This window comes from Citreimonas sp. (assembly GCF_042096055.1).
Taxonomy (GTDB): domain Bacteria; phylum Pseudomonadota; class Alphaproteobacteria; order Rhodobacterales; family Rhodobacteraceae; genus Citreimonas.
In genome coordinates this window covers 12,466-29,519 of record NZ_JBELMH010000031.1, presented here as the reverse complement: position 1 = coordinate 29,519, position 17,054 = coordinate 12,466, and the positions used below count along the sequence as shown (strand labels likewise).

Genomic DNA, 17,054 nt, shown 5'->3' with positions numbered 1-17,054 from the left:
TCAACCACGACGCGAGCGGTGCCGGTCGGCGTTGCATGCGTGCCATGATCGGGCATCCGGCCGGGTCGCCGCGCGGTTTGCATTCGCCCGGCGGGGCCGCCAGAGTGCCGCATCGGCAACCGATCAGGCAGGAGACGGCATGCGCCACGCGGAAACGGTGACCTTCGGAGGCTCGGGCCTCGACCGCGCGGCGGAGTTGCGCGCCGATCCCGCGGCGCTGGCAGAGGCGGCGCAGGATCCGCGCGCGCGCAGCGTTCTGACGTGGCGCGGCAAGCCACTGGTCGAGGGGGCCGACGCGCTGCGCCTGTCGCGGCTGGTCGCCGACCATCCGGTGCTGATCGACGCGCCCGGCGCGCCGCTGTTCCTGGGCCGCGAGGACGGTGCGCCGGTCTTCGCCCGCGACCTGACCGAATGGCGCCCCGAGGATTTCGACGAGACGCAGCTGGGCGGGTTCTTCGACCCCAGCGAACAGCGCCACCCGGCGCTGGCGGCCGACCAACGCTTTGCCGAACTGCGCCGCGTGATGACCCGGCTGTCGCCGCGCGATGCCGAGCTTGCGGCCACGGCGCGCGCGCTTTTCGGCTGGCACGCGACGCACGGGTTCTGCGCGCGCTGCGGCGCGGCCTCGGACCTCGCACAGGGTGGTTGGCAGCGGGTCTGCCCGGCCTGCGGCGGGCATCATTTCCCACGCACCGATCCGGTCGTGATCATGCTGATCACGCACGGCAACTCGGCGCTTCTGGGGCGGTCGCACGGCTGGCCCGCGGGGCTCTATTCCTGCCTCGCGGGCTTCGTCGAGCCGGGCGAGACGATCGAGGCGGCCGTGCGGCGCGAGGTCTTCGAGGAATCCGGCATCGGCGTCGGCCCGGTGCGGTACCTCGCCAGCCAGCCCTGGCCGTTCCCGGCCTCGCTGATGATCGGCTGCCACGGCGAGGCGCTGGATGCCACCATCCGCCTCGATCCGGTCGAGCTGGACGATGCCCGCTGGGTCAGCCGCGAGGAACTGACAGACGTCTTCGCCGGCACGCGCACCGACATGGTCCCGGCGCGCGAAGGGGCGATCGCGCATTTCCTGCTGCGCAACTGGTTGGCCGACCGGTTGGACTAGGCCGCGCGGGCGGGCTAGCCTGCGCGGAACGGATTCCGGACAGGATGGATTCATGCAACTGACCGCCACCCAGGACATCGAGGCGCCACGCCAACAGGTGTTCGATCTGCTTTCGGACGTCGACGCGCACCTGGCGCGGCTGACCGCGCGGGGCGTCGACGTGGCGCACGTCTCGCCCCCGGGCGCCGGAGCGCTGCGCGCGTGGCGCGGCACGTTCGACCTGCGCGACAAGCCGCGCGAGGCCGTGGTGCGGCTGACCGCGCTGGAGCCGCCCGCCCGGATGGTCTTCGAATGGGAAAGCGGCGGGCTGCACGGCCGCACGGAACTGAACCTCGAGGCGCCGACCGAGGCCACCACGCAGGCCACGATGGACACCACGCTGCTGCCGCAGACCCTGTCGGCGCGGCTGCTGGTGCAGTCGCTGAAGCTGGGCCGCGGCAAGATCGAGAACCGCATCGGCGAGCGCATGGCCGAGGCCGCCACCGAGATCGAGAAGCGGACGCGCGATGCCGGCTGACGGAGCGACGAAAACGGACCTGATCGGCACGCTGCGTGCGGCCTTGGGCGATGGCGCCGTCGCCACTGGAGACGACGCCGCGCGCTGGTCGCAGGACTGGACCGGGCAATTCGCCTGGACACCGCTCTGCGTGGCGCGTCCCACCGACACGGCGGGCGTCGCCCGGGTGCTGCAAGAGGCGCGCGCCGCGGGCGTTCCGGTGGTGCCGGTGTCGGGCAACACCAACCTTGCCGGCGGCACGGTTGCCGAAGGCGCGGTGATGCTGTCGCTCGACCGGATGAACCGGGTGCGCGAGATCAACGAAAAGGCCCGCACCGCCACGGTCGAGGCCGGCGTGATCCTGTCGCAGCTGCACGCGGCGACGGAAGCGCACGGGCTGACGTTTCCGATGACCTTCGGCGCCAAGGGCTCGGCCATGCTGGGGGGCATGCTGTCGACCAACGCGGGCGGCTCGGGCGTGCTGCGCTACGGAAACACGCGCGACCTGGTGCTGGGGATCGAGGCGGTGCTGCCGGACGGCCGCGTGCTCGACGCGATGGCGGCACTGCACAAGGACAATTCCGGGCTGGACCTGCGCCACCTGCTGATCGGCGCCGAGGGCACGCTGGGCGTGATCACCGCCGCGACCGTCAAGCTGGTGCAGCTGCCGCTGGCACGCGCCACCGCAACGGTGGCTGTGCCCGACCTCGACGCGGGCCTGCAGCTGCTCAACCGATTGCAGACGGCCTCGGGCGGGGCGGTCGAGGCCTGCGAGTACATGGACCGCGCCTTCATGCGCAATTACGCGGCCCATTACCCGGACGCGGCCCGGCCTTTCGCCGAAGAACACGACGTCACCATCCTGATCGAGCTGGCCAGCACCGCGCCGCGCGACGCCACGCCCAGACCGGACGGGCAGGTGCCGCTGGCGGCGCATCTGGAATCGGTGCTGGGCGACATGCTCGAGGACGGGCTGGTCCTCGACGCCGTGGTGGCGCAATCCGAGGCGCAGCGCACGGCCATGTGGCAACGGCGCGAGGCGGCCGCCGAGATCATCGTCTCGCGCAAGCCGGTGGTCATCACCGACATCGCCGTGCCCGTGGATGCTGTCGCCACTTTCCTCGAGCGGATGCAGGCGCGCCTGCAGGAAATCGACCCCCGGGCCGAGCCCCTCGCCATCGCGCATCTGGGCGACGGCAACATCCATTACTCGATCTGGCCCACCGACGGCGCGCTCAAGGACGCGCTGACCGAGGCGGTCGAGGACGAGGTGCTGGCCCTGCGCGGCTCGTTCTCGGCCGAGCACGGGATCGGGACGGCCAAGCTGGGCTCGATGCGCCGGCGCAAGGATCCCGTGGCGCTGGACGTCATGCGCGCGATCAAGGCGGCGCTCGACCCCGACGGGGTGCTCAACCCCGGCAAGGTGGTTCCGCCGCGCTGAGGGCCTTTCGCGTCGTCTGGTCTTTCCCCCGGCGCTGCGGCTATTGCTGGCGTCGGCACAACAGGAAGGATCGGCCATGGCCCTCATCTTCGACATTCCCGCCGCAAGCGTCGCCATCGCCGGCAGCGCCGACCGGTTCCCGGTGCGGCGGATCTTCTGCGTCGGGCGCAACTATCTCGCCCACGTGCGCGAGATGGGCAACGACGAGCGCGACCCGCCGTTCTTCTTCACCAAGCCCGCCGACGCGGTGGTCGAGGACGGCGCGACCATTCCCTATCCGCCGCAGACCGACGACCTGCACCACGAAGCCGAGCTGGTCGTCGCCATCGGCCAAGGCGGCCGCGACATCCGCGAAGGCGCGGCGCTGGATCACGTCTGGGGCTACGGCGTCGGCAACGACCTGACGCGCCGCGACCTGCAGGCGCAGGCCAAGAAGATGGGCCGGCCGTGGGACTGGGCCAAGGCGTTCGACGCCTCGGCGCCGATCGCGCCGCTGCATCCGACAGCACAGGTCGGCCATCCGTCCAAGGGCGCGATCACCGCGCATGTCGACGGAGAGCTACGCCAGCAGGGCGATCTGTCCGAGATGATCTGGCCGGTGCCGTCGATCATCGCCTTCCTGTCCGCCTCGATCGAGATCCGCCCCGGCGACCTGATCATGACCGGCACGCCGTCGGGCGTCGGCCCGCTGGTGGCGGGCCAGACCTGCGTGGTCGAGATCGAGGGGCTGGGCAGCCTGACGACGACGATCGCCTGAGGCCTGCACGGCCGGTACTGACGGTCAGCCCGGCCGCGCGTCTTCAGCCGTTCACGTGGTCGACGACGCGCAGCACCTGCGCAAGCCCGCCGACCCTCTCGAGCCATGCATCGACCATTGCAGGATCGGACGGCGCGGCGGATACGCCAGGCGCGATATCGCCGCGCGCCGCGGCCTCGACCGCCAGCGACACCGGCACCGACACGAGCCGGCCCATCGCGTTGCCGCGCTCGTCGCCCCAGGCGTCCATCAGATACGTCTTGTGCCAGACCGGCGCGTCCTCGGGGCCGGCCTTGAGCGAGACCACCAGCACCACGCGGTCGGCCTCGCCCGGCGCGTAGGCGTTGTCGCGCAGCAGCTCCTCGGCGATCTTCGCCAGGCGCGCGTCGTCGGCGGTCTCCATCTCGGCGAAGATGCCGCGCCACGCCTCGGCCCAGCCGTCCAGCCGCAGCGTCCCGCGCACGAATTGCTGGACGTTCCAGTCCGCGCCGAAGCCGTATTCGGCCATGAAGGGCAGCGAGTCGCGGTTGGGGTAGACCTCGAACGTCTCGGGCGGGTCGAGCGGCGCGTCGTAGGTGCCGAGCGCATCCCAAGGCCGCGCCGCCTCGAACACTTCGCCGTCGCGCAGCGATTTCGAGGACGAACGGAGCGCCTTCAGCACGCCGACCGGCGCCCAGCTGAACTTGTACCGCATGGCGTTGGGCTCTTTCGGCACGCCGCCGCAATACGAGGTGAAGCGGATCTCGTGCCCGGGATCGAAGGCGCCCGAGGCCTTGTAGTCGGCCACCAGCTTGTGGGCCATCAGGTGGTCGATGCCCGGGTCCAGCCCGACCTCGTTGACCAGGGCCACGCCGGCCTTCTGCGCGGCGTCGTCCAGCGCGCGCATCTCGGGCGCGATGTAGCTGGACGAGACGAAATGCGCGCCCTTGCGGATCGCGGCCCTGGCCAGCGGCACGTGCCAGTCGGCGGGCAGCATCGACACCAGCACGTCGCCGGGGGCAAGCGCGGGCTCGACCACCTCGGGCGCGAAGGACAGGATGCGGTTGGTGAGGTCGCCCACCGCGGCGCGCGCCTTGTCCTCGGTCCGGTTCCAGACCATCACGTCATGGCCGTCCTCGATCAGTCGCCGCAGCCCCGGCACCGCCGACAGCCCCGTTCCGCACCAGTGGATCGTCATGCGCCCGTCTCCTTCTTGTGGGTCTCGTATGTCTCGCGCGCCCGGCCCCAGACGCCCGCGTCGAGGCGGTCGAGCGTCTCGAGATGCGGCAGCAGCTGTGCTGCGAAATCGTCCGAGCTTTCGCGCGGCAGCAGCGACGGCAGGTTGTCGATCGCCATCACGTCCAGCGGCGGCGCGTCGTGCACGCGCAGGACGGGCGCCGTCCAGTCGGTCGCGCGGTCGTAGACCGGCACCGGGTTGTAGTCGCTGTCGGGATCGCAGGCGATGTCGCCGATCACCCGCAGCGCGCGGTCGCGCGTGCCTGCATCGCGCGGCACGAACACCGGCACGCCGGGGGCGGCGAGGATGCAGTTGAAGAACAGCCCGTGCCGCAGCACTTCCGGGAACGGCCCGCCGCTGGCTGTCTCGGCCATGTCCCAGGCCGTGACGGGGATGTCGAGTGCGGCGCACAGGTCGCGCACGCCGGTGCCGACGCGGCCTAGGGCGCCGATCACCAGCGCGTCGGGGCGCGGGCTGTCGGACAGCGCGGTGCGGCACTCGGACAGCATGGCGTCCGCGTTCGGCCAGGTGGTCACGGGCGGGCAGGTGCGGCCCTTCCTCTGCGCGGCCCAGGCCAGCGCAGAGATCGCGGCGCCCGCGTAGCCCGCCCAGTAGCCGAAGGCGGCGACGCGGCGGCCGGTATCGTCCACGAGGTACTCGAGATCGTAGAGCGCGCCGCCACCCGCGGCGAAGCGCGCCAGCAGGCGCTGGCCGGCACCCTGGCCCTTGTAGGCGTGCCCGAACATCACGTGGCGGTGGCGCAGCGGCGTGCCGTCGTCGGGCAGTTCCTTGAGGCCGAAGACGATGGCGTCTTCGGGCGCATCACGCCATGACCCTTCGGGGACGATGGTCGCGCCGGCCTGTCGGTAATCCTCGGTCGGGATCACGCGCGTCGGGCTGTCCTCGATCGTGACGGCGAAGCCCAACGCCAGCAGGCGCGCGACGCCGTCGTGCGTGATGCCGACCCGCTCCTCGTTCGCGCGGGATTCTGCGCGGACCCACAGATGCGTCATGGCTGTCCCCTCACAGGTGGCTGCGCATGCGGGCGCGCGCCGGAAGGTCGAGATGGGGCAGGGCGTTGAACTGCGTCATCGCCAGCCCCGTCGGAAGCGGCTGCAGGCGGTGGATCGAGGTGTTCTCGATCGCCAGGCACATGTGCGCCAGCGCCCGCATGTCGAGCCCCAGCACGATGCGCATCGCCATGCCGATCAGCCCGCCCGAGGTCACCACCAGCGCGCGGCCCTGGCCTTCGGCGATCTCGCGCAGCGCCTCGCCCACGCGGGTCTCGAAGGCGTCGAAGGTCTCGGTCACGCCCTCGATCCGGCCCTCGCGCCAGGCGGTGAACAGTTTCGGCAGGTGGGCGACGAATTCCTCGCGGTTGCCGGGCATCGGCTCGCCCTGCTGGTCCTCGAAGGCCTGCGCCATGGCGAAGTATTCCAGCTCGTTCAGGCGCGCGTCCTGCACCACCGGGCCCGCGCAGTCGGCGTCGATCGCCTCGGCCGTCTCGACGTGGCGCCGCAGCGTGCCGGAATAGACGCGCGCGAACACCTCGCCCGCATCGCGGAAATGCGCGCCCAGCCAGCGCGCCTGCTGCCAGCCAAGCTCGCTCAGCCGGTCGTAGCCCACCTCGTCGCGGGCCGATCCGTTGGCCTGTCCGTGCCGCACCAGAGTGACGAATGCCATGAAGTCCCTCGTTTTGCGACGCTCTTACCGCGCCGCCGGGGGAAAGGGAACGCGTCCGCGGCGTCTTTGGGCCGAACGTATCCCGGGGGAGTCCGCGGCACGCGGACGGGGGCGAAGCCCCGGACTGGCCCGGCAGAGCCCGCAAGGGCGGCGCCGGGCTGCCGGGGTGGCGCGTCAGCGCCTCGACCGGATCACGTGGCGCGCTGCGTCTCGATGTAGTCGCGCAGGTCCTCGGCCTCGGCGCGGGCCTCGCGCAGGCCCTCCATCGCCGCCGACAGCTCGGCCTCGGTCTGGGCCAGCTGGTTGGTCAGCTCGGCCTCGCGCTGCTGCAGGTAGGTGATCGCCTGGTCGCGCGTCTCCTCGGCCTCGTGCAGTTCGCGACCCATGCGCTCGAGTTCGTCGACGTCGGTCTGGCGCACCTTTCCGAAGCGGTGAATCAACCAGTGCGAGAACCAGCCGAGGCAGAACGACACGAAGAGGATGGCCGCCGTGGCAACAATGAACTCGGTTCTATTCATCCTCTGCGCCTTCTGCCGCCGCCGACTCGTCTTCGGTCGGGTTCTGGTCGGCAGAGGCCTCAGCGTCAAGCACCCCTTCTGATTGTTCCGCGTCCGTCGCCTCGTCGGACGGGGCTTCGGCCTCGATCAGGGTGAACTCGATCCGGCGGTTGGCCTCGCGGCCCTCCTCGGTGTCGTTGTCGGCGATGGGGCGCGTCTCGCCGTAGCCCACGGCGGTGTAGGCGCGCACCGGGACGAGGCGTTCGCGCAGTCCGTCGCGCACCGATTGCGCGCGGTCGCGCGACAGCTCCTGGTTCATCTCCTCGCGGCCCTGGCTGTCGGTGTGCCCGGCGATCTCCAGCGGGATGTCGCCGCATTGCTTCAGCAGCTCGGCGAGCTCGTCGAGGATGTCCTCGGCCGAGGCGTCCAGCCGCGCCGAGCCGGGTTCGAACGTGATCTTCCGGTCGCCGATGATCTCGACGATCAGGCCCTGGCATTCCTCGGGTGTCGGCAGGCCGCGCGCGGGGTCGAGCTGCTCGACATACTCGACTTCGATCTCGAACGCGGTGCCGTCGCCCAGCTTGTCGGCCAGCAGCGCGGCGATGTCGGTGCTGGCCTCGGGGCGGCCGGTGCGGCCCGACACGGTCACGGTGTCGGCGGTCACGCGTGCCGCGCCGTTCGACAGCATCGCCAGCGCCTCGACGGCGGCCAGCGCGCGGACCGACCAGTCCTCGGGCACGGTTTCGTCCTCGCGCGCGGCCATGTGCACGCTGGTCGAGCCGAACTGCGCCTTGGCGAAGCTTTCCACCGTCTGGCGGGCGCGCATGTCGGCCAGGCGGCCGCGCAGCTGGACCACGCCCTCGGGGCTGCGGGTGGCGACGAAATCGGGTGCCGGGGCCGGCGCCTCTGTCTCTGCCTCGGGCGGTTCGGGAAGGTCGGTCTGCAGCACGAAGATCTTCGGCAGGCCGGATTCCAGCACGCCCACGGCGCGGTCGAACTTGTCGCGCGGGGTGCCCTGGGGGGCCACGAGGCGGATGTCCGCATTCGAGATGCTGACCGATCCGCCGCCGAGCGCCGCGACCGCCTGGACGCCGGCCACCGCCGCATCGCCCCATTCGGCCGTGGGAACGCCCAGGCCCAGCGGGCAGTCGGGCTCGCCCTGCAGGCCGACTGCCTCGGCGGCGCGCAGGATGCGGTCGCGGGCCTGGATCGTGTCGGCCGAGCAGGCGGGCAGGCGCGCGCCGTTCTCGTCCAGCACGAAGCGCAGCACGAAGGGCGAGATCACCGGCCGCGGCGCGGTGATGTCCAGCGCCAGTTGCAGGCCCGCGGGCGCCGCGCGCGTCAGCTCGGCCTCGAGCGCGCGCCGTGCCTCGTCGCTTTCGGCGATCGCCTTGATCGCCACCCGGTCCGGCGTGACCGAGATCTGCGACCGCGGCAGCTCGCGCAGCGCCTCGCGCGCGTAGCGCAGGGCGGTGTCCCATCCCGGCGGCGCGGGAAAGTCGGCGGTCTCCAGCAGATCCGTCACAGCGTCCTCGGCGACCGCGTCGCCTGCCGCGCCCGACAGAAGCCCGATCAGCGCCTCGCGGTCGGTCTCGGTGGGGATCAGGCCGATCACCGACAGCCCGGCCTCGTTGCGCAGGATCTCGAGCGAGAAGTCGGGCGCGTCGTCGGCGGTGGATTCCGCGATCAGCATCTGGTCGATCAGCCGCGCGGTGTCGACCACGCGCCCGGCGCTGGAGAGTGCTGCGAAGCGCGTCGCCTCGTCGGGCGCGGTGCCGAACAGGTGGACCTGCAGGCCGTCTGTGTCGATGTCGGCCCAGTCCAGCCCGTCGGTGCGGAACGCTTGTTGAAGGGTCGTGCGGGTGTGGCTTTCGATCTGGCCCACCGAGAAATGCGCCGAGACATAGGACAGACCGCCGGCCGCGGCGAAGATCCCGGCGGTGAGAGCGATTGAGGAAAGGCGCATCGAAGTCCCGTCAGGTTGTCCCGGATCGGGCGACAGATAATGCCCCGCCGCCCGTGGCGCAATCAGACCAGCAGGGCACCGGCGAAAATCAGCACAGGAAGAAGGCCCGCGTCGCGGTTCGACCGGAACAGGCTCAGCAGGCGGTCGTGGTCGTCCATCTTCAGCTGGCGCAGCTGCCACAGCATGTGCCAGCCCATCGCCCAGGGTCCTGCCAGCGCGATCACGAGCGTCAGAAGGTTCGGCGCCGGGATGGCGAGGATCACCGCCAGGCCCATCAGCGTCACGCAGGCGACGAGGAACCGCGCCAGCCAGCGCGGCGTGTCATCGCCGAAGAGGCGCGCGGTGGACTTCACGCCGATCAGGGCGTCGTCCTCCTTGTCCTGGTGAGCGTAGATCGTGTCGTAGAACAGCGTCCAGGCCATGCCGGCGACGTACAGCACGACCGCCGGCCAGCCGAGGCTGCCGGAATGCGCGGTCCAGGCCAGCAGCGCGCCCCAGTTGAACGCGAAGCCGAGGAAGATCTGCGGCCACCAGGTGAAGCGCTTGGCGAAGGGATAGACCGCCACCGGCACCAGCGCGAGGATCCCCAGCGCGATCGCGGCGGGCGGGAAGGTCAGCAGGATCAGGAAGGCCACCAGGCACTGGACGATCATCCAGGCCAGCGCCAGTTTCGCGCTGACCCGCCCCGACGGGATCGGCCGCGACGCGGTGCGCGCCACGCTGCCGTCGATGTCGCGGTCGGTGATGTCGTTCCACGTGCAGCCCGCGCCGCGCATCAGGATCGCGCCCAGCCCGCATCCGGCGAAGATCCACAGGTCGAACCAGCGCGCCTGGCCCGAGGCCAGCATCGCCAGCAGAAGGCCCCACCAGCAGGGCAGCAGCAGCAGCCAAGTGCCGATGGGCCGGTCGAGCCGGCTCAGCCTCAGGTAGGGGCGCGCGGGTTCGGGCGCCCAGGCATCCACCCAGTTGCCGCGCACCGCGTCGGCGACCGTACCGCCTGCGTTGGCGTTCAGGCCCGTGCCGGCCTCTGGTCTCTGGCCCGTGCCGCCCATATGCTGCGCCTCATGAGTCTGGTTCGCCTTTTCGTAACCCACCCGCTGGGGCCGGGACAACCGGTGCCGCTGACGCGCGAGCAGGCGCATTACCTGTTCGGGGTGATGCGGCTGACAGCGGGCGCCGAGGTCGCGGTGTTCAACGGCACCGATGGCGAGTGGCGCGCGGTGGTGGCCGAGGCGGGCAAGAAAGGCGGCACGCTCAACTGCGTGACGCAGGCGGTGCCGCAGGGCGAGCCTCCCGACCTGTGGCTGTGCTTCGCCCCGGTGAAGAAGGCCCGGACCGACTTCATCGTCGAGAAGGCGGTCGAGATGGGCGTGCGCCGCATCCTGCCCGTGGCGACCGAGTTCACCAATTCCGAACGCTTCCGGCAGGACCGCCACCAGGCCAACGCGGTCGAGGCGGCCGAACAGTGCGGCGCCACCTTCGTGCCCGAGGTGGCCGAGCTGGTACGCCTGGACCGGCTCCTGGCCGACTGGCCAGACGAGCGCCACCTGATGTTCTGCGACGAGACGCGCGCCGGCCCGGCCACGACGCTGGCGGGGGCGCAACGGGGCCCCTGGGCGATCCTGATCGGCCCCGAGGGCGGCTTTTCCGCGCCCGAGCGCGCGCGGCTGGCGACGCTCAAGACCGCGCATGCGGTGTCGCTGGGCCCGCGGGTGCTGCGCGCGGACACCGCCGCCGTGGCCGCGATGACCCTGTGGCAGGCCGCCTTGGGGGACTGGCGATGAGCATGCCGGGTCTGTCGCCGCGCCCCGAGGCCGCGGCCTTCCTGCGCCGCTGGCGCGAGGCGCTGATCGGCGCGTGCGTTGCCGTGTTGGGCCTCTACTGGGTGATCTTTTCGTTCGGGCTGATGATCTGGATCGGCTGGGCGGTCGCCGCGGCGGGCGTGGTGCTGGGCGTTGCAGGCATCCAGCGCGCGCGCTTCCGCGCCGGCAGCGATGGGCCGGGCGTGGTCCGCGTGCTCGAAGGCCGCATCGCCTACATGGGGCCGCTCGATGGTGGCACCGCGGATCTCGAGACCTTGCGCGCGCTGCGGCTGGATCCGACGGGGCTGCCCGCGCACTGGATCCTCGACCGACCCGACCAGCCGCCGCTGGCGATCCCGGTCACCGCGCAGGGGGCGGATGCGCTTTTCGATGCCTTCGCCAGCCTGCCCGGCATGCGGACAGAGCACATGCTGCGCAGTCTCAACGCGCCCGGCGGCGCGTCGGTCATCGTCTGGCGCGCGGCCGACCCCGCGCAGAAGCGCCTGCACTAGATGGGGGTCGAGGCCTGGGCCGTCTTCGCGGGGTTCTGGGTCGTGTTCGTGACGTCGCCGGGGCCGAACGCTGTGAACTGCATCCGCAACGGCATGACCTTCGGCTTCGCCCGCGCCCTGTGGGGCGTGGCCGCGATCCTGACTCAGGCGGCGCTCTTTCTGGCGCTGTCGGCGGCGGGGGTGACGGCGCTGATCAAGGCGTCCGAGACCGGTTTCTTGGCCGCGCAGATCGCCGGCGCCGCGGTGCTGCTTTGGCTGGGCGTGCGCACCTGGCGGCGGGCCGATCGCCCGCTGGCGGCCGAGGCGGCGGCACCGGCGCGGATCTACGGCCACGCCTTCATGGTGGCGACGATCAATCCGAAATCCGTGGCGGGCTACCTCGCGGCGTTCTCGCAGTTCGTCTCGCCCCACGTGCCGATCGGCCAGCAGATGTGGACGATCGTGCCCACCGCGCTGGTCATCACCTTCGCCAGCTACGCCGGATACACCGCGCTGGGGACGGCGCTGGGCCGCGCGGCGCTGTCGGCGGTCGCGAACGTCGCGGTGCGCAAGGGGCTGGCGGCGTGCTTCGTCCTCTACGGCGTCGCACTGGCGGTGGCGGCCCTGCGGGGGCTGTCGTGATGGCGGGGATCGATCCGGGCACATGGGCGGCGTTCATGGCCGCGGCGCTGGTGCTGAACCTGACGCCCGGGTCGGACGTGCTGTTCACGATCGCCTGCGGGGCCCGCGGCGGCTGGCGGGCGGGCGTGGCCGCGGCGGGGGGCGTCGCGCTGGGCATCCTGGGCCATGTGGCACTCGCGGTGGTCGGGCTGGCGGCGGTGCTGGCCGCGCATCCCGGCGCGCTGGACGTGATCCGCTGGGCCGGTGCGGCCTACCTTGTGTGGCTCGCCGTGCAGGCCTGGCGCGCCGCGCCCGCCGATCCGCGCCGCGCGCCCGAGGGGATCGCCCGCGTCTTCTGGCGCGGCGCGCTGACCAACGCGCTGAACCCCAAGGTCGGGCTTTTCGTGGCGGCGTTGCTGCCGCAATTCGCCGATGCCTCGGCCGGGCCGCTGGCGCCGCAACTGGCCGCCCTGGGCGCAGCGCTGGCCGCAAGCGGGTTCGTCGTGACCGCGATCTACGGCGCCGCCGCCGGGGCCGCGGCGGGGCTGCTGCACCGGTACGGCCGCGTGCTCAACCGCGTCTCGGCCGTCGTGTTCGCGGGCCTCGCGCTGCGGCTGGTCTGGGACTAGCGCCGCTTGCCGATCGGCGGCGCGCCTGCCAAACGGGGCGCATGGATACCATCTACGACCCGCCCACCGGCGCCATTCCAGTCCTGCACGAGGACACCGACATCCTGGTGGTCGACAAGCCCGCCGGCCTGCTGTCGGTGCCGGGCAAGGGCGAGCATCTGGCCGATTGCCTGCTGACGCGGCTGGAAAAGGCGTTTCCGACCGTGCGGCTGGTGCACCGGCTGGACCGCGACACCTCCGGCGTGATGATCTTCGCGCTGACCGAGACGGCGCAGAAGCGCGTGAACCAGGCCTTCGAGGCGCGCAAGGTGCGCAAGACCTACCTGGCCCGCGTCGCCGGACGGTTGGAGCCCGTGCGCGGCACCGTCGACCTGCCGCTGATCGTCGACTGGCCGAACCGGCCGCTGCAGAAGGTCTGCCACGAGACCGGCAAGCCCGCGCGCACCGACTGGCGCGTCAAGCGCGCGGGCGACGACGAAACCCGGGTCGAACTGTACCCTCTGACCGGGCGCAGCCATCAGCTGCGCGTGCACATGCTGTCGCTGGGCCACCCGATCCTGGGCGATCCGTTCTATGCGCCGGAAAGCTGTGCAGACCATCCGCGCCTGATGCTGCATGCCCTCGAATTGCGCCTCAGCCATCCGATCTCGGGTCACGGGATGACCTTTCGCGCGCCCGCGCCGTTCTAGGTGCTTGCGCGCCGAACCGTTCCCGCCCCTAATCCCCCGCGAAAAGGAGACCCGATGCGAGAGCCCTTCGACCTTGGCACCGAGAGCATCATGCCCGGCCAGCGCCGGACCGTGGACCTGCCCGTGTCGGTGCTGTCGGACCATACGCCGGCGGTGATGTCGGCGCATGTGGTGCATGGGCGCAAGCCCGGCCCGGTGATGTTCGTCTCGGCCGCGATCCACGGCGACGAAGTCATCGGCGTCGAGATCGTGCGCCGGATGCTGCGCGCCGCCCCGGTGTCACGGCTGTCGGGGACGCTGATCGCGGTGCCGATCGTCAATGCCTTCGGGTTCCTCAACCAGGAACGCTATCTGCCCGACCGGCGCGACCTGAACCGGGTTTTCCCGGGCTACCCGCACGGCTCGCTGGCCGCGCGGCTGGCGGATCTGTTCATGTCGCAGATCGTGAAACGCTGCGACGTCGGCATCGACCTGCATTCGGCCGCCGTGGGCCGCACCAACCTGCCGCAGATTCGCCTCACGCCCGACAACGACCGTCTGCGCGAGCTGGGCGAGGCCTTCGCGGCACCCGTCACCCTGGTGTCGAAGACGCGCGAGGGGTCGCTGCGGCTCGAGGCCGAGAAGGCCGGCGTGCCGGTGCTTCTGTACGAGGCTGGCGAGGGGCTGCGCTTCGACGAGTTCGCGGCGCGGGCGGGCGTGGCGGGCGTGCTGCGCGTGATGGAGAAGCTGGGCATGATCGCATCGCGCGGCGTGCCCCGCGCACGTGGCCCGTCGATCCTGTGCGAGGGGTCACGCTGGATGCGCGCACCGTCGGGCGGGCTGTTGCGCACGCTGAAGGGCACCGGCGAGTTCGTCGAGGAGGACGAGGTGCTTGGCCTGATATCGGACCCGTTCGGCGAGGCCGAGACCGAGGTGCGCGCGGACGAGGCCGGCGTGATCGTCGGCCGCACCAAGCTGCCCGTGGTCAACGAGGGCGACGCGCTGTTCCACGTGGCCCAGCCCGCGCGCTCGGACGCAGCCGCGCATCACGTCGCCGTTCACCGCCGGGCCGAGCCGCTGTTCGACGAGGACGAGATCATCTGAGTGTTAAGGCGCGCTCAGACCCCGCGTTCGAGCGCCCGCGCGAAGACCTCCGGATCGACGTTGCCGCCGGACACCGTCACGATCACCGTGTCCGCGTTCAGCGCGGCGCCGTGGAACAGCGCCGCGGCCAACGCCACGGCGCCGCCCGGTTCTGCCACGATGCGCAGGTGCCGGAACGCCGCGGCCATGGCACGCAGCGCGTCGTCGTCGCTGACAACGACGCCGGCACCGCACAGCCGCTGCATGATCGGGAAGGTGATGTTGCCCGGCGCGGGCGTCAGGATCGCGTCGCAGAGCCCGCCGGACCCGGCGGCGTTGCGCTCGATCTGCCCCGAGACCAGCGAGCGCGTGACGTCGTCGAAGCCCTCGGGCTCGACCGGGCGCACGGTGAAGCCCGGCGCGCGCGCCTCGAGCGCCAGCGCGATCCCCGAGGTCAGCCCGCCGCCGCCGCAGCAGACCAGGACCTCGGCCTCGGTCGCGCCGGCTTCGGCCGCCTGTTCGGCGATCTCGAGGCCGGTGGTGCCCTGGCCCGCGATCACCTGCGGCTCGTCGAAGGGCTTCACCAGCGTCAGGCCGCGCTCGCGGGCCAGTTCGTCGCCCAAGGCGTCGCGGTCCTGCGTCGCGCGGTCGTAGAGGATCACCTCGGCGCTCAGCGCGCGGGTGCCCTCGATCTTGGCGCGCGGCGCGTCGGACGGCATCAGGATCACCGCCGGCACGCCGTGCGCCAGCGCCGCCCGCGCCACGCCCTGTGCGTGGTTGCCGGACGAGAACGCCAGCACGCCGCGTGCGCGGGCCGCGGGCCCCAGCGCCGAAATGGCCGACCAGCCGCCGCGGAACTTGAAGCTGCCGGTGTGCTGCAGGCATTCCGCCTTGACCAGAACGCGCCGGCCGGCGATCGCGTCCAGCCCCGGCGCGTGAAGCAGGGGCGTGCGCAGCGCGTGCCCCGCAAGGCGGCCTGCTGCGGCTTCGATCATCGCGATGTCCATCGGGTCATTCCTGCTGCGGTTCAAGGCGCCGCGATAGGGCAGGGACGTCCGCGACTTGTCAACTGTCCGCGGTTGCCCCACCCTTGACGCATGATCGAACGCACGTTTACCGGGGATGCGCAGACGAGCGCGGCCTATTATTCACCCTGCATGCACTATCGCTACGGGCTGCGGCGCACCTGGGACCCGTCCGGGGACGAGGTGCTTTTCGTGATGCTCAACCCTTCGAGCGCCACAGAAGAGCGCAACGATCCAACGATCGAGCGGTGCCAGCGCCGCGCCGCGCGGCTGGGGTTCGGCGGCGTGCGCATCGCGAACCTGTTCGCCTGGCGCGCGACGCGGCCCTCGGACCTGCGCCGCGCCGGCGAACCCGTCGGACCCGAGACCGACGCGCTGCTGCGCGACTGGTCGGGTCGTGCCGCGCTGACCATCGCCGCCTGGGGCGTGCACGGCGCGTTCCTCGGCCGCGCGGCGCAGGTCGCACCGCTGCTGCGCGGCGACGTGCGCCACCTAGGCCTGACCCGCGACGGGCATCCGCGCCATCCGCTTTATGTGCGCAACGACGCGCCGCTGCTGCCGTTCGAGCTGCCGGAGCCGGCCGATGCCTGAGGCGCCGATGCACAAGCACAATGACCGGCAGGCCGAGATCGACCTGGCGCGCGACATGCGCGCACTTCGGGCCGAGTTCGCGCGCCTCAACAGCCACCGCTTCGTGCGCATCCACAACTCGACGACGCGGCTGCTGTGGTTCCAGTTCCTGCGCGGCCTTGCGTTCGGCCTGGGCACGGTCATCGGCGCGTCGAGCCTGGTTTCGGTGCTCGTTGTGCTTCTGTCGCAGGTCGAGTTCATCCCGATCCTCGGCGCTTTCGCGACGCAGGTGATCAGCGAGATCCAGACCATCCGGCCGGACTGAGCACCCCGCGGCGGCGTCACGGTTTACCCTCGTTCGCGAAAGACGTTGATTTCGAACGAAAGCTCGGGGATCATGCATCATTTGTTAAGGGTGTGTGCCGATGCTTTTGTTTGCCGGATTGCTCAGTGCCTTGGCCGCGGGATCCTTCGTGGCGCTTTCCGCGGGATCCAGTGAGGACGACGACGACGATTTCGCCACCGCGCCCGAGGGCGAAGACGACGAGCCCGAAGAAAGCGGCGGGTCCGGCAACACCTCTCTTCTGGCGCAGCTCGGCATCCTCGATTTCATGGATGGCGCGACGGACGGGTCTGACGACGACGGCGCGGCCGGTGACGGATTACCCGACGATCAATGGCCCGACGACGCGCCAGACGCGGATTGGTCCGATACTGGCGCGAGCTGGCTTGACGCCGCGGACGATGCCGCGACCGGCGAAGGTTCGGGCGACTGGCCGCACGATCTGTCGACGACGATCCCGCTGATCCTGGAGGGGGGCGACGGCGCCGATTCGATCGTCGGCGGCGGCAGCCACGACGTGCTAGGCGGGCATGGCGGCGACGACGTGCTGTCCGGCCTCGACGGCGACGATTCTCTTGCCGGCGGTGACGGTGCCGACTGGCTGGACGGCGGCGCCGACGACGACACGCTGCACGGGCAGGGCGGCGACGACCGGCTG

The 17,054-nt window shown here is 71.4% G+C and carries 20 protein-coding genes; 13 read left to right on the top strand and 7 right to left on the bottom strand.

Features of this window, described 5'->3' with window-relative positions:
• The first annotated feature begins 139 nt into the window (after positions 1-139).
• From nudC to ACFDTC_RS09010, 4 genes are all read left to right on the top strand, one after another.
• Positions 140-1,108 carry an NAD(+) diphosphatase gene (nudC, locus tag ACFDTC_RS09025; protein WP_375258546.1) on the top strand — a complete coding sequence of 323 codons (969 nt, stop codon included), beginning with the start codon at positions 140-142 and terminating at the stop codon, positions 1,106-1,108.
• Between the two features lie 52 nt (positions 1,109-1,160).
• Positions 1,161-1,625 carry an SRPBCC family protein gene (locus tag ACFDTC_RS09020; protein WP_375258545.1) on the top strand — a complete coding sequence of 155 codons (465 nt, stop codon included), beginning with the start codon at positions 1,161-1,163 and terminating at the stop codon, positions 1,623-1,625.
• Positions 1,615-3,045, top strand: coding sequence for an FAD-binding oxidoreductase (locus tag ACFDTC_RS09015; protein ID WP_375258544.1), 1,431 nt, complete (start codon positions 1,615-1,617; stop codon positions 3,043-3,045). The genes ACFDTC_RS09020 and ACFDTC_RS09015 overlap by 11 nt, the downstream gene beginning before the upstream one ends.
• A 76-nt stretch (positions 3,046-3,121) precedes the next feature.
• Positions 3,122-3,802, top strand: a complete 681-nt coding sequence (locus ACFDTC_RS09010; protein WP_375258543.1) for a fumarylacetoacetate hydrolase family protein — start codon at positions 3,122-3,124, stop codon at positions 3,800-3,802.
• Between the two features lie 43 nt (positions 3,803-3,845).
• Here ACFDTC_RS09010 and ACFDTC_RS09005 read toward each other — a convergent pair whose 3' ends face one another.
• The 6 genes from ACFDTC_RS09005 to ubiA all read right to left on the bottom strand — a co-directional run bounded on the left by ACFDTC_RS09005 (position 3,846) and on the right by ubiA (position 10,216).
• A complete protein-coding gene (locus ACFDTC_RS09005) occupies positions 3,846-4,979 on the bottom strand; it encodes a saccharopine dehydrogenase C-terminal domain-containing protein (RefSeq protein WP_375258542.1) in 1,134 nt (377 codons plus the stop codon).
• On the bottom strand, positions 4,976-6,031 hold the full coding sequence (locus ACFDTC_RS09000; protein WP_375258541.1) for a saccharopine dehydrogenase: 1,056 nt from the start codon (positions 6,029-6,031) through the stop codon (positions 4,976-4,978). Before ACFDTC_RS09000 ends, ACFDTC_RS09005 begins: the two co-directional genes overlap by 4 nt.
• 10 nt (positions 6,032-6,041) lie before the next feature.
• The gene (locus ACFDTC_RS08995) at positions 6,042-6,701 is read right to left on the bottom strand and encodes a histidine phosphatase family protein (RefSeq protein ID WP_375258540.1); all 660 of its coding nucleotides are present in this window, start codon (positions 6,699-6,701) and stop codon (positions 6,042-6,044) included.
• A 191-nt stretch (positions 6,702-6,892) separates the two neighbouring features.
• A complete protein-coding gene (locus ACFDTC_RS08990) occupies positions 6,893-7,219 on the bottom strand; it encodes a hypothetical protein (RefSeq protein ID WP_375258539.1) in 327 nt (108 codons plus the stop codon).
• Positions 7,212-9,164, bottom strand: a complete 1,953-nt coding sequence (locus ACFDTC_RS08985; protein WP_375258538.1) for an OmpA family protein — start codon at positions 9,162-9,164, stop codon at positions 7,212-7,214. The genes ACFDTC_RS08990 and ACFDTC_RS08985 overlap by 8 nt, the downstream gene beginning before the upstream one ends.
• Positions 9,165-9,226: 62 nt before the next feature.
• Positions 9,227-10,216 (bottom strand): 4-hydroxybenzoate octaprenyltransferase, encoded by a 990-nt coding sequence (ubiA, locus tag ACFDTC_RS08980; protein WP_375258537.1) that lies wholly within the window; start codon positions 10,214-10,216, stop codon positions 9,227-9,229.
• A 12-nt stretch (positions 10,217-10,228) separates the two neighbouring features.
• On the opposite strand from ubiA, the gene ACFDTC_RS08975 reads away from it, so the two are divergent.
• Genes ACFDTC_RS08975 through ACFDTC_RS08950 form a run of 6 tightly spaced genes read left to right on the top strand, consistent with a single transcriptional unit; the run spans position 10,229 to position 14,479 of the window.
• A complete protein-coding gene (locus ACFDTC_RS08975; protein ID WP_375258536.1) occupies positions 10,229-10,948 on the top strand; it encodes a 16S rRNA (uracil(1498)-N(3))-methyltransferase in 720 nt (239 codons plus the stop codon).
• Positions 10,945-11,478: a hypothetical protein gene (locus ACFDTC_RS08970; RefSeq protein ID WP_375258535.1), complete on the top strand. Its 534-nt coding sequence runs from the start codon at positions 10,945-10,947 to the stop codon at positions 11,476-11,478. Before ACFDTC_RS08975 ends, ACFDTC_RS08970 begins: the two co-directional genes overlap by 4 nt.
• Positions 11,479-12,099: a LysE family translocator gene (locus ACFDTC_RS08965; protein ID WP_375258534.1), complete on the top strand. Its 621-nt coding sequence runs from the start codon at positions 11,479-11,481 to the stop codon at positions 12,097-12,099. It abuts the gene before it with no gap.
• The gene (locus ACFDTC_RS08960) at positions 12,099-12,707 is read left to right on the top strand and encodes a LysE family translocator (RefSeq protein ID WP_375258533.1); all 609 of its coding nucleotides are present in this window, start codon (positions 12,099-12,101) and stop codon (positions 12,705-12,707) included. Before ACFDTC_RS08965 ends, ACFDTC_RS08960 begins: the two co-directional genes overlap by 1 nt.
• 41 nt (positions 12,708-12,748) lie before the next feature.
• Positions 12,749-13,396: an RluA family pseudouridine synthase gene (locus ACFDTC_RS08955; protein WP_375258532.1), complete on the top strand. Its 648-nt coding sequence runs from the start codon at positions 12,749-12,751 to the stop codon at positions 13,394-13,396.
• A gap of 54 nt (positions 13,397-13,450) precedes the next feature.
• The gene (locus tag ACFDTC_RS08950) at positions 13,451-14,479 is read left to right on the top strand and encodes a succinylglutamate desuccinylase/aspartoacylase family protein (RefSeq protein ID WP_375258531.1); all 1,029 of its coding nucleotides are present in this window, start codon (positions 13,451-13,453) and stop codon (positions 14,477-14,479) included.
• A gap of 14 nt (positions 14,480-14,493) precedes the next feature.
• Here ACFDTC_RS08950 and ACFDTC_RS08945 read toward each other — a convergent pair whose 3' ends face one another.
• A complete protein-coding gene (locus tag ACFDTC_RS08945) occupies positions 14,494-15,465 on the bottom strand; it encodes a threonine/serine dehydratase (protein WP_375258530.1) in 972 nt (323 codons plus the stop codon).
• A gap of 90 nt (positions 15,466-15,555) precedes the next feature.
• Between ACFDTC_RS08945 and ACFDTC_RS08940 the strand changes: the two genes are divergently transcribed.
• The 3 genes from ACFDTC_RS08940 to ACFDTC_RS08930 all read left to right on the top strand — a co-directional run.
• Positions 15,556-16,074, top strand: a complete 519-nt coding sequence (locus tag ACFDTC_RS08940) for a DUF1643 domain-containing protein (RefSeq protein ID WP_375258529.1) — start codon at positions 15,556-15,558, stop codon at positions 16,072-16,074.
• A 7-nt stretch (positions 16,075-16,081) separates the two neighbouring features.
• Positions 16,082-16,378: a DUF5665 domain-containing protein gene (locus ACFDTC_RS08935; RefSeq protein ID WP_375258528.1), complete on the top strand. Its 297-nt coding sequence runs from the start codon at positions 16,082-16,084 to the stop codon at positions 16,376-16,378.
• A 148-nt stretch (positions 16,379-16,526) separates the two neighbouring features.
• Positions 16,527-17,054, top strand: a 528-nt coding sequence (locus ACFDTC_RS08930; RefSeq protein WP_375258527.1) for a calcium-binding protein, incomplete at its 3' end; no start/stop codon positions are given.

Excerpts from the sequence above, each read along its gene's own strand:
- ACFDTC_RS08995 (WP_375258540.1), bottom strand. The coding sequence starts at position 6,701 with ATGGCATTCGTCACTCTGGTGCGGCACGGACAGGCCAACGGATCGGCC.
- ACFDTC_RS08950 (WP_375258531.1), top strand. The coding sequence starts at position 13,451 with ATGCGAGAGCCCTTCGACCTTGGCACCGAGAGCATCATGCCCGGCCAG.
- ACFDTC_RS08960 (WP_375258533.1), top strand. The coding sequence starts at position 12,099 with ATGGCGGGGATCGATCCGGGCACATGGGCGGCGTTCATGGCCGCGGCG.
- nudC (WP_375258546.1), top strand. The coding sequence starts at position 140 with ATGCGCCACGCGGAAACGGTGACCTTCGGAGGCTCGGGCCTCGACCGC.
- ACFDTC_RS08935 (WP_375258528.1), top strand. The coding sequence starts at position 16,082 with ATGCACAAGCACAATGACCGGCAGGCCGAGATCGACCTGGCGCGCGAC.
- ACFDTC_RS08990 (WP_375258539.1), bottom strand. The coding sequence starts at position 7,219 with ATGAATAGAACCGAGTTCATTGTTGCCACGGCGGCCATCCTCTTCGTG.
- ACFDTC_RS08940 (WP_375258529.1), top strand. The coding sequence starts at position 15,556 with ATGATCGAACGCACGTTTACCGGGGATGCGCAGACGAGCGCGGCCTAT.
- ACFDTC_RS08970 (WP_375258535.1), top strand. The coding sequence starts at position 10,945 with ATGAGCATGCCGGGTCTGTCGCCGCGCCCCGAGGCCGCGGCCTTCCTG.
- ACFDTC_RS09000 (WP_375258541.1), bottom strand. The coding sequence starts at position 6,031 with ATGACGCATCTGTGGGTCCGCGCAGAATCCCGCGCGAACGAGGAGCGG.
- ACFDTC_RS08955 (WP_375258532.1), top strand. The coding sequence starts at position 12,749 with ATGGATACCATCTACGACCCGCCCACCGGCGCCATTCCAGTCCTGCAC.
- ACFDTC_RS08965 (WP_375258534.1), top strand. The coding sequence starts at position 11,479 with ATGGGGGTCGAGGCCTGGGCCGTCTTCGCGGGGTTCTGGGTCGTGTTC.
- ACFDTC_RS08985 (WP_375258538.1), bottom strand. The coding sequence starts at position 9,164 with ATGCGCCTTTCCTCAATCGCTCTCACCGCCGGGATCTTCGCCGCGGCC.
- ACFDTC_RS09010 (WP_375258543.1), top strand. The coding sequence starts at position 3,122 with ATGGCCCTCATCTTCGACATTCCCGCCGCAAGCGTCGCCATCGCCGGC.
- ACFDTC_RS09015 (WP_375258544.1), top strand. The coding sequence starts at position 1,615 with ATGCCGGCTGACGGAGCGACGAAAACGGACCTGATCGGCACGCTGCGT.
- ubiA (WP_375258537.1), bottom strand. The coding sequence starts at position 10,216 with ATGGGCGGCACGGGCCAGAGACCAGAGGCCGGCACGGGCCTGAACGCC.
- ACFDTC_RS08945 (WP_375258530.1), bottom strand. The coding sequence starts at position 15,465 with ATGGACATCGCGATGATCGAAGCCGCAGCAGGCCGCCTTGCGGGGCAC.
- ACFDTC_RS09020 (WP_375258545.1), top strand. The coding sequence starts at position 1,161 with ATGCAACTGACCGCCACCCAGGACATCGAGGCGCCACGCCAACAGGTG.
- ACFDTC_RS09005 (WP_375258542.1), bottom strand. The coding sequence starts at position 4,979 with ATGACGATCCACTGGTGCGGAACGGGGCTGTCGGCGGTGCCGGGGCTG.
- ACFDTC_RS08975 (WP_375258536.1), top strand. The coding sequence starts at position 10,229 with ATGAGTCTGGTTCGCCTTTTCGTAACCCACCCGCTGGGGCCGGGACAA.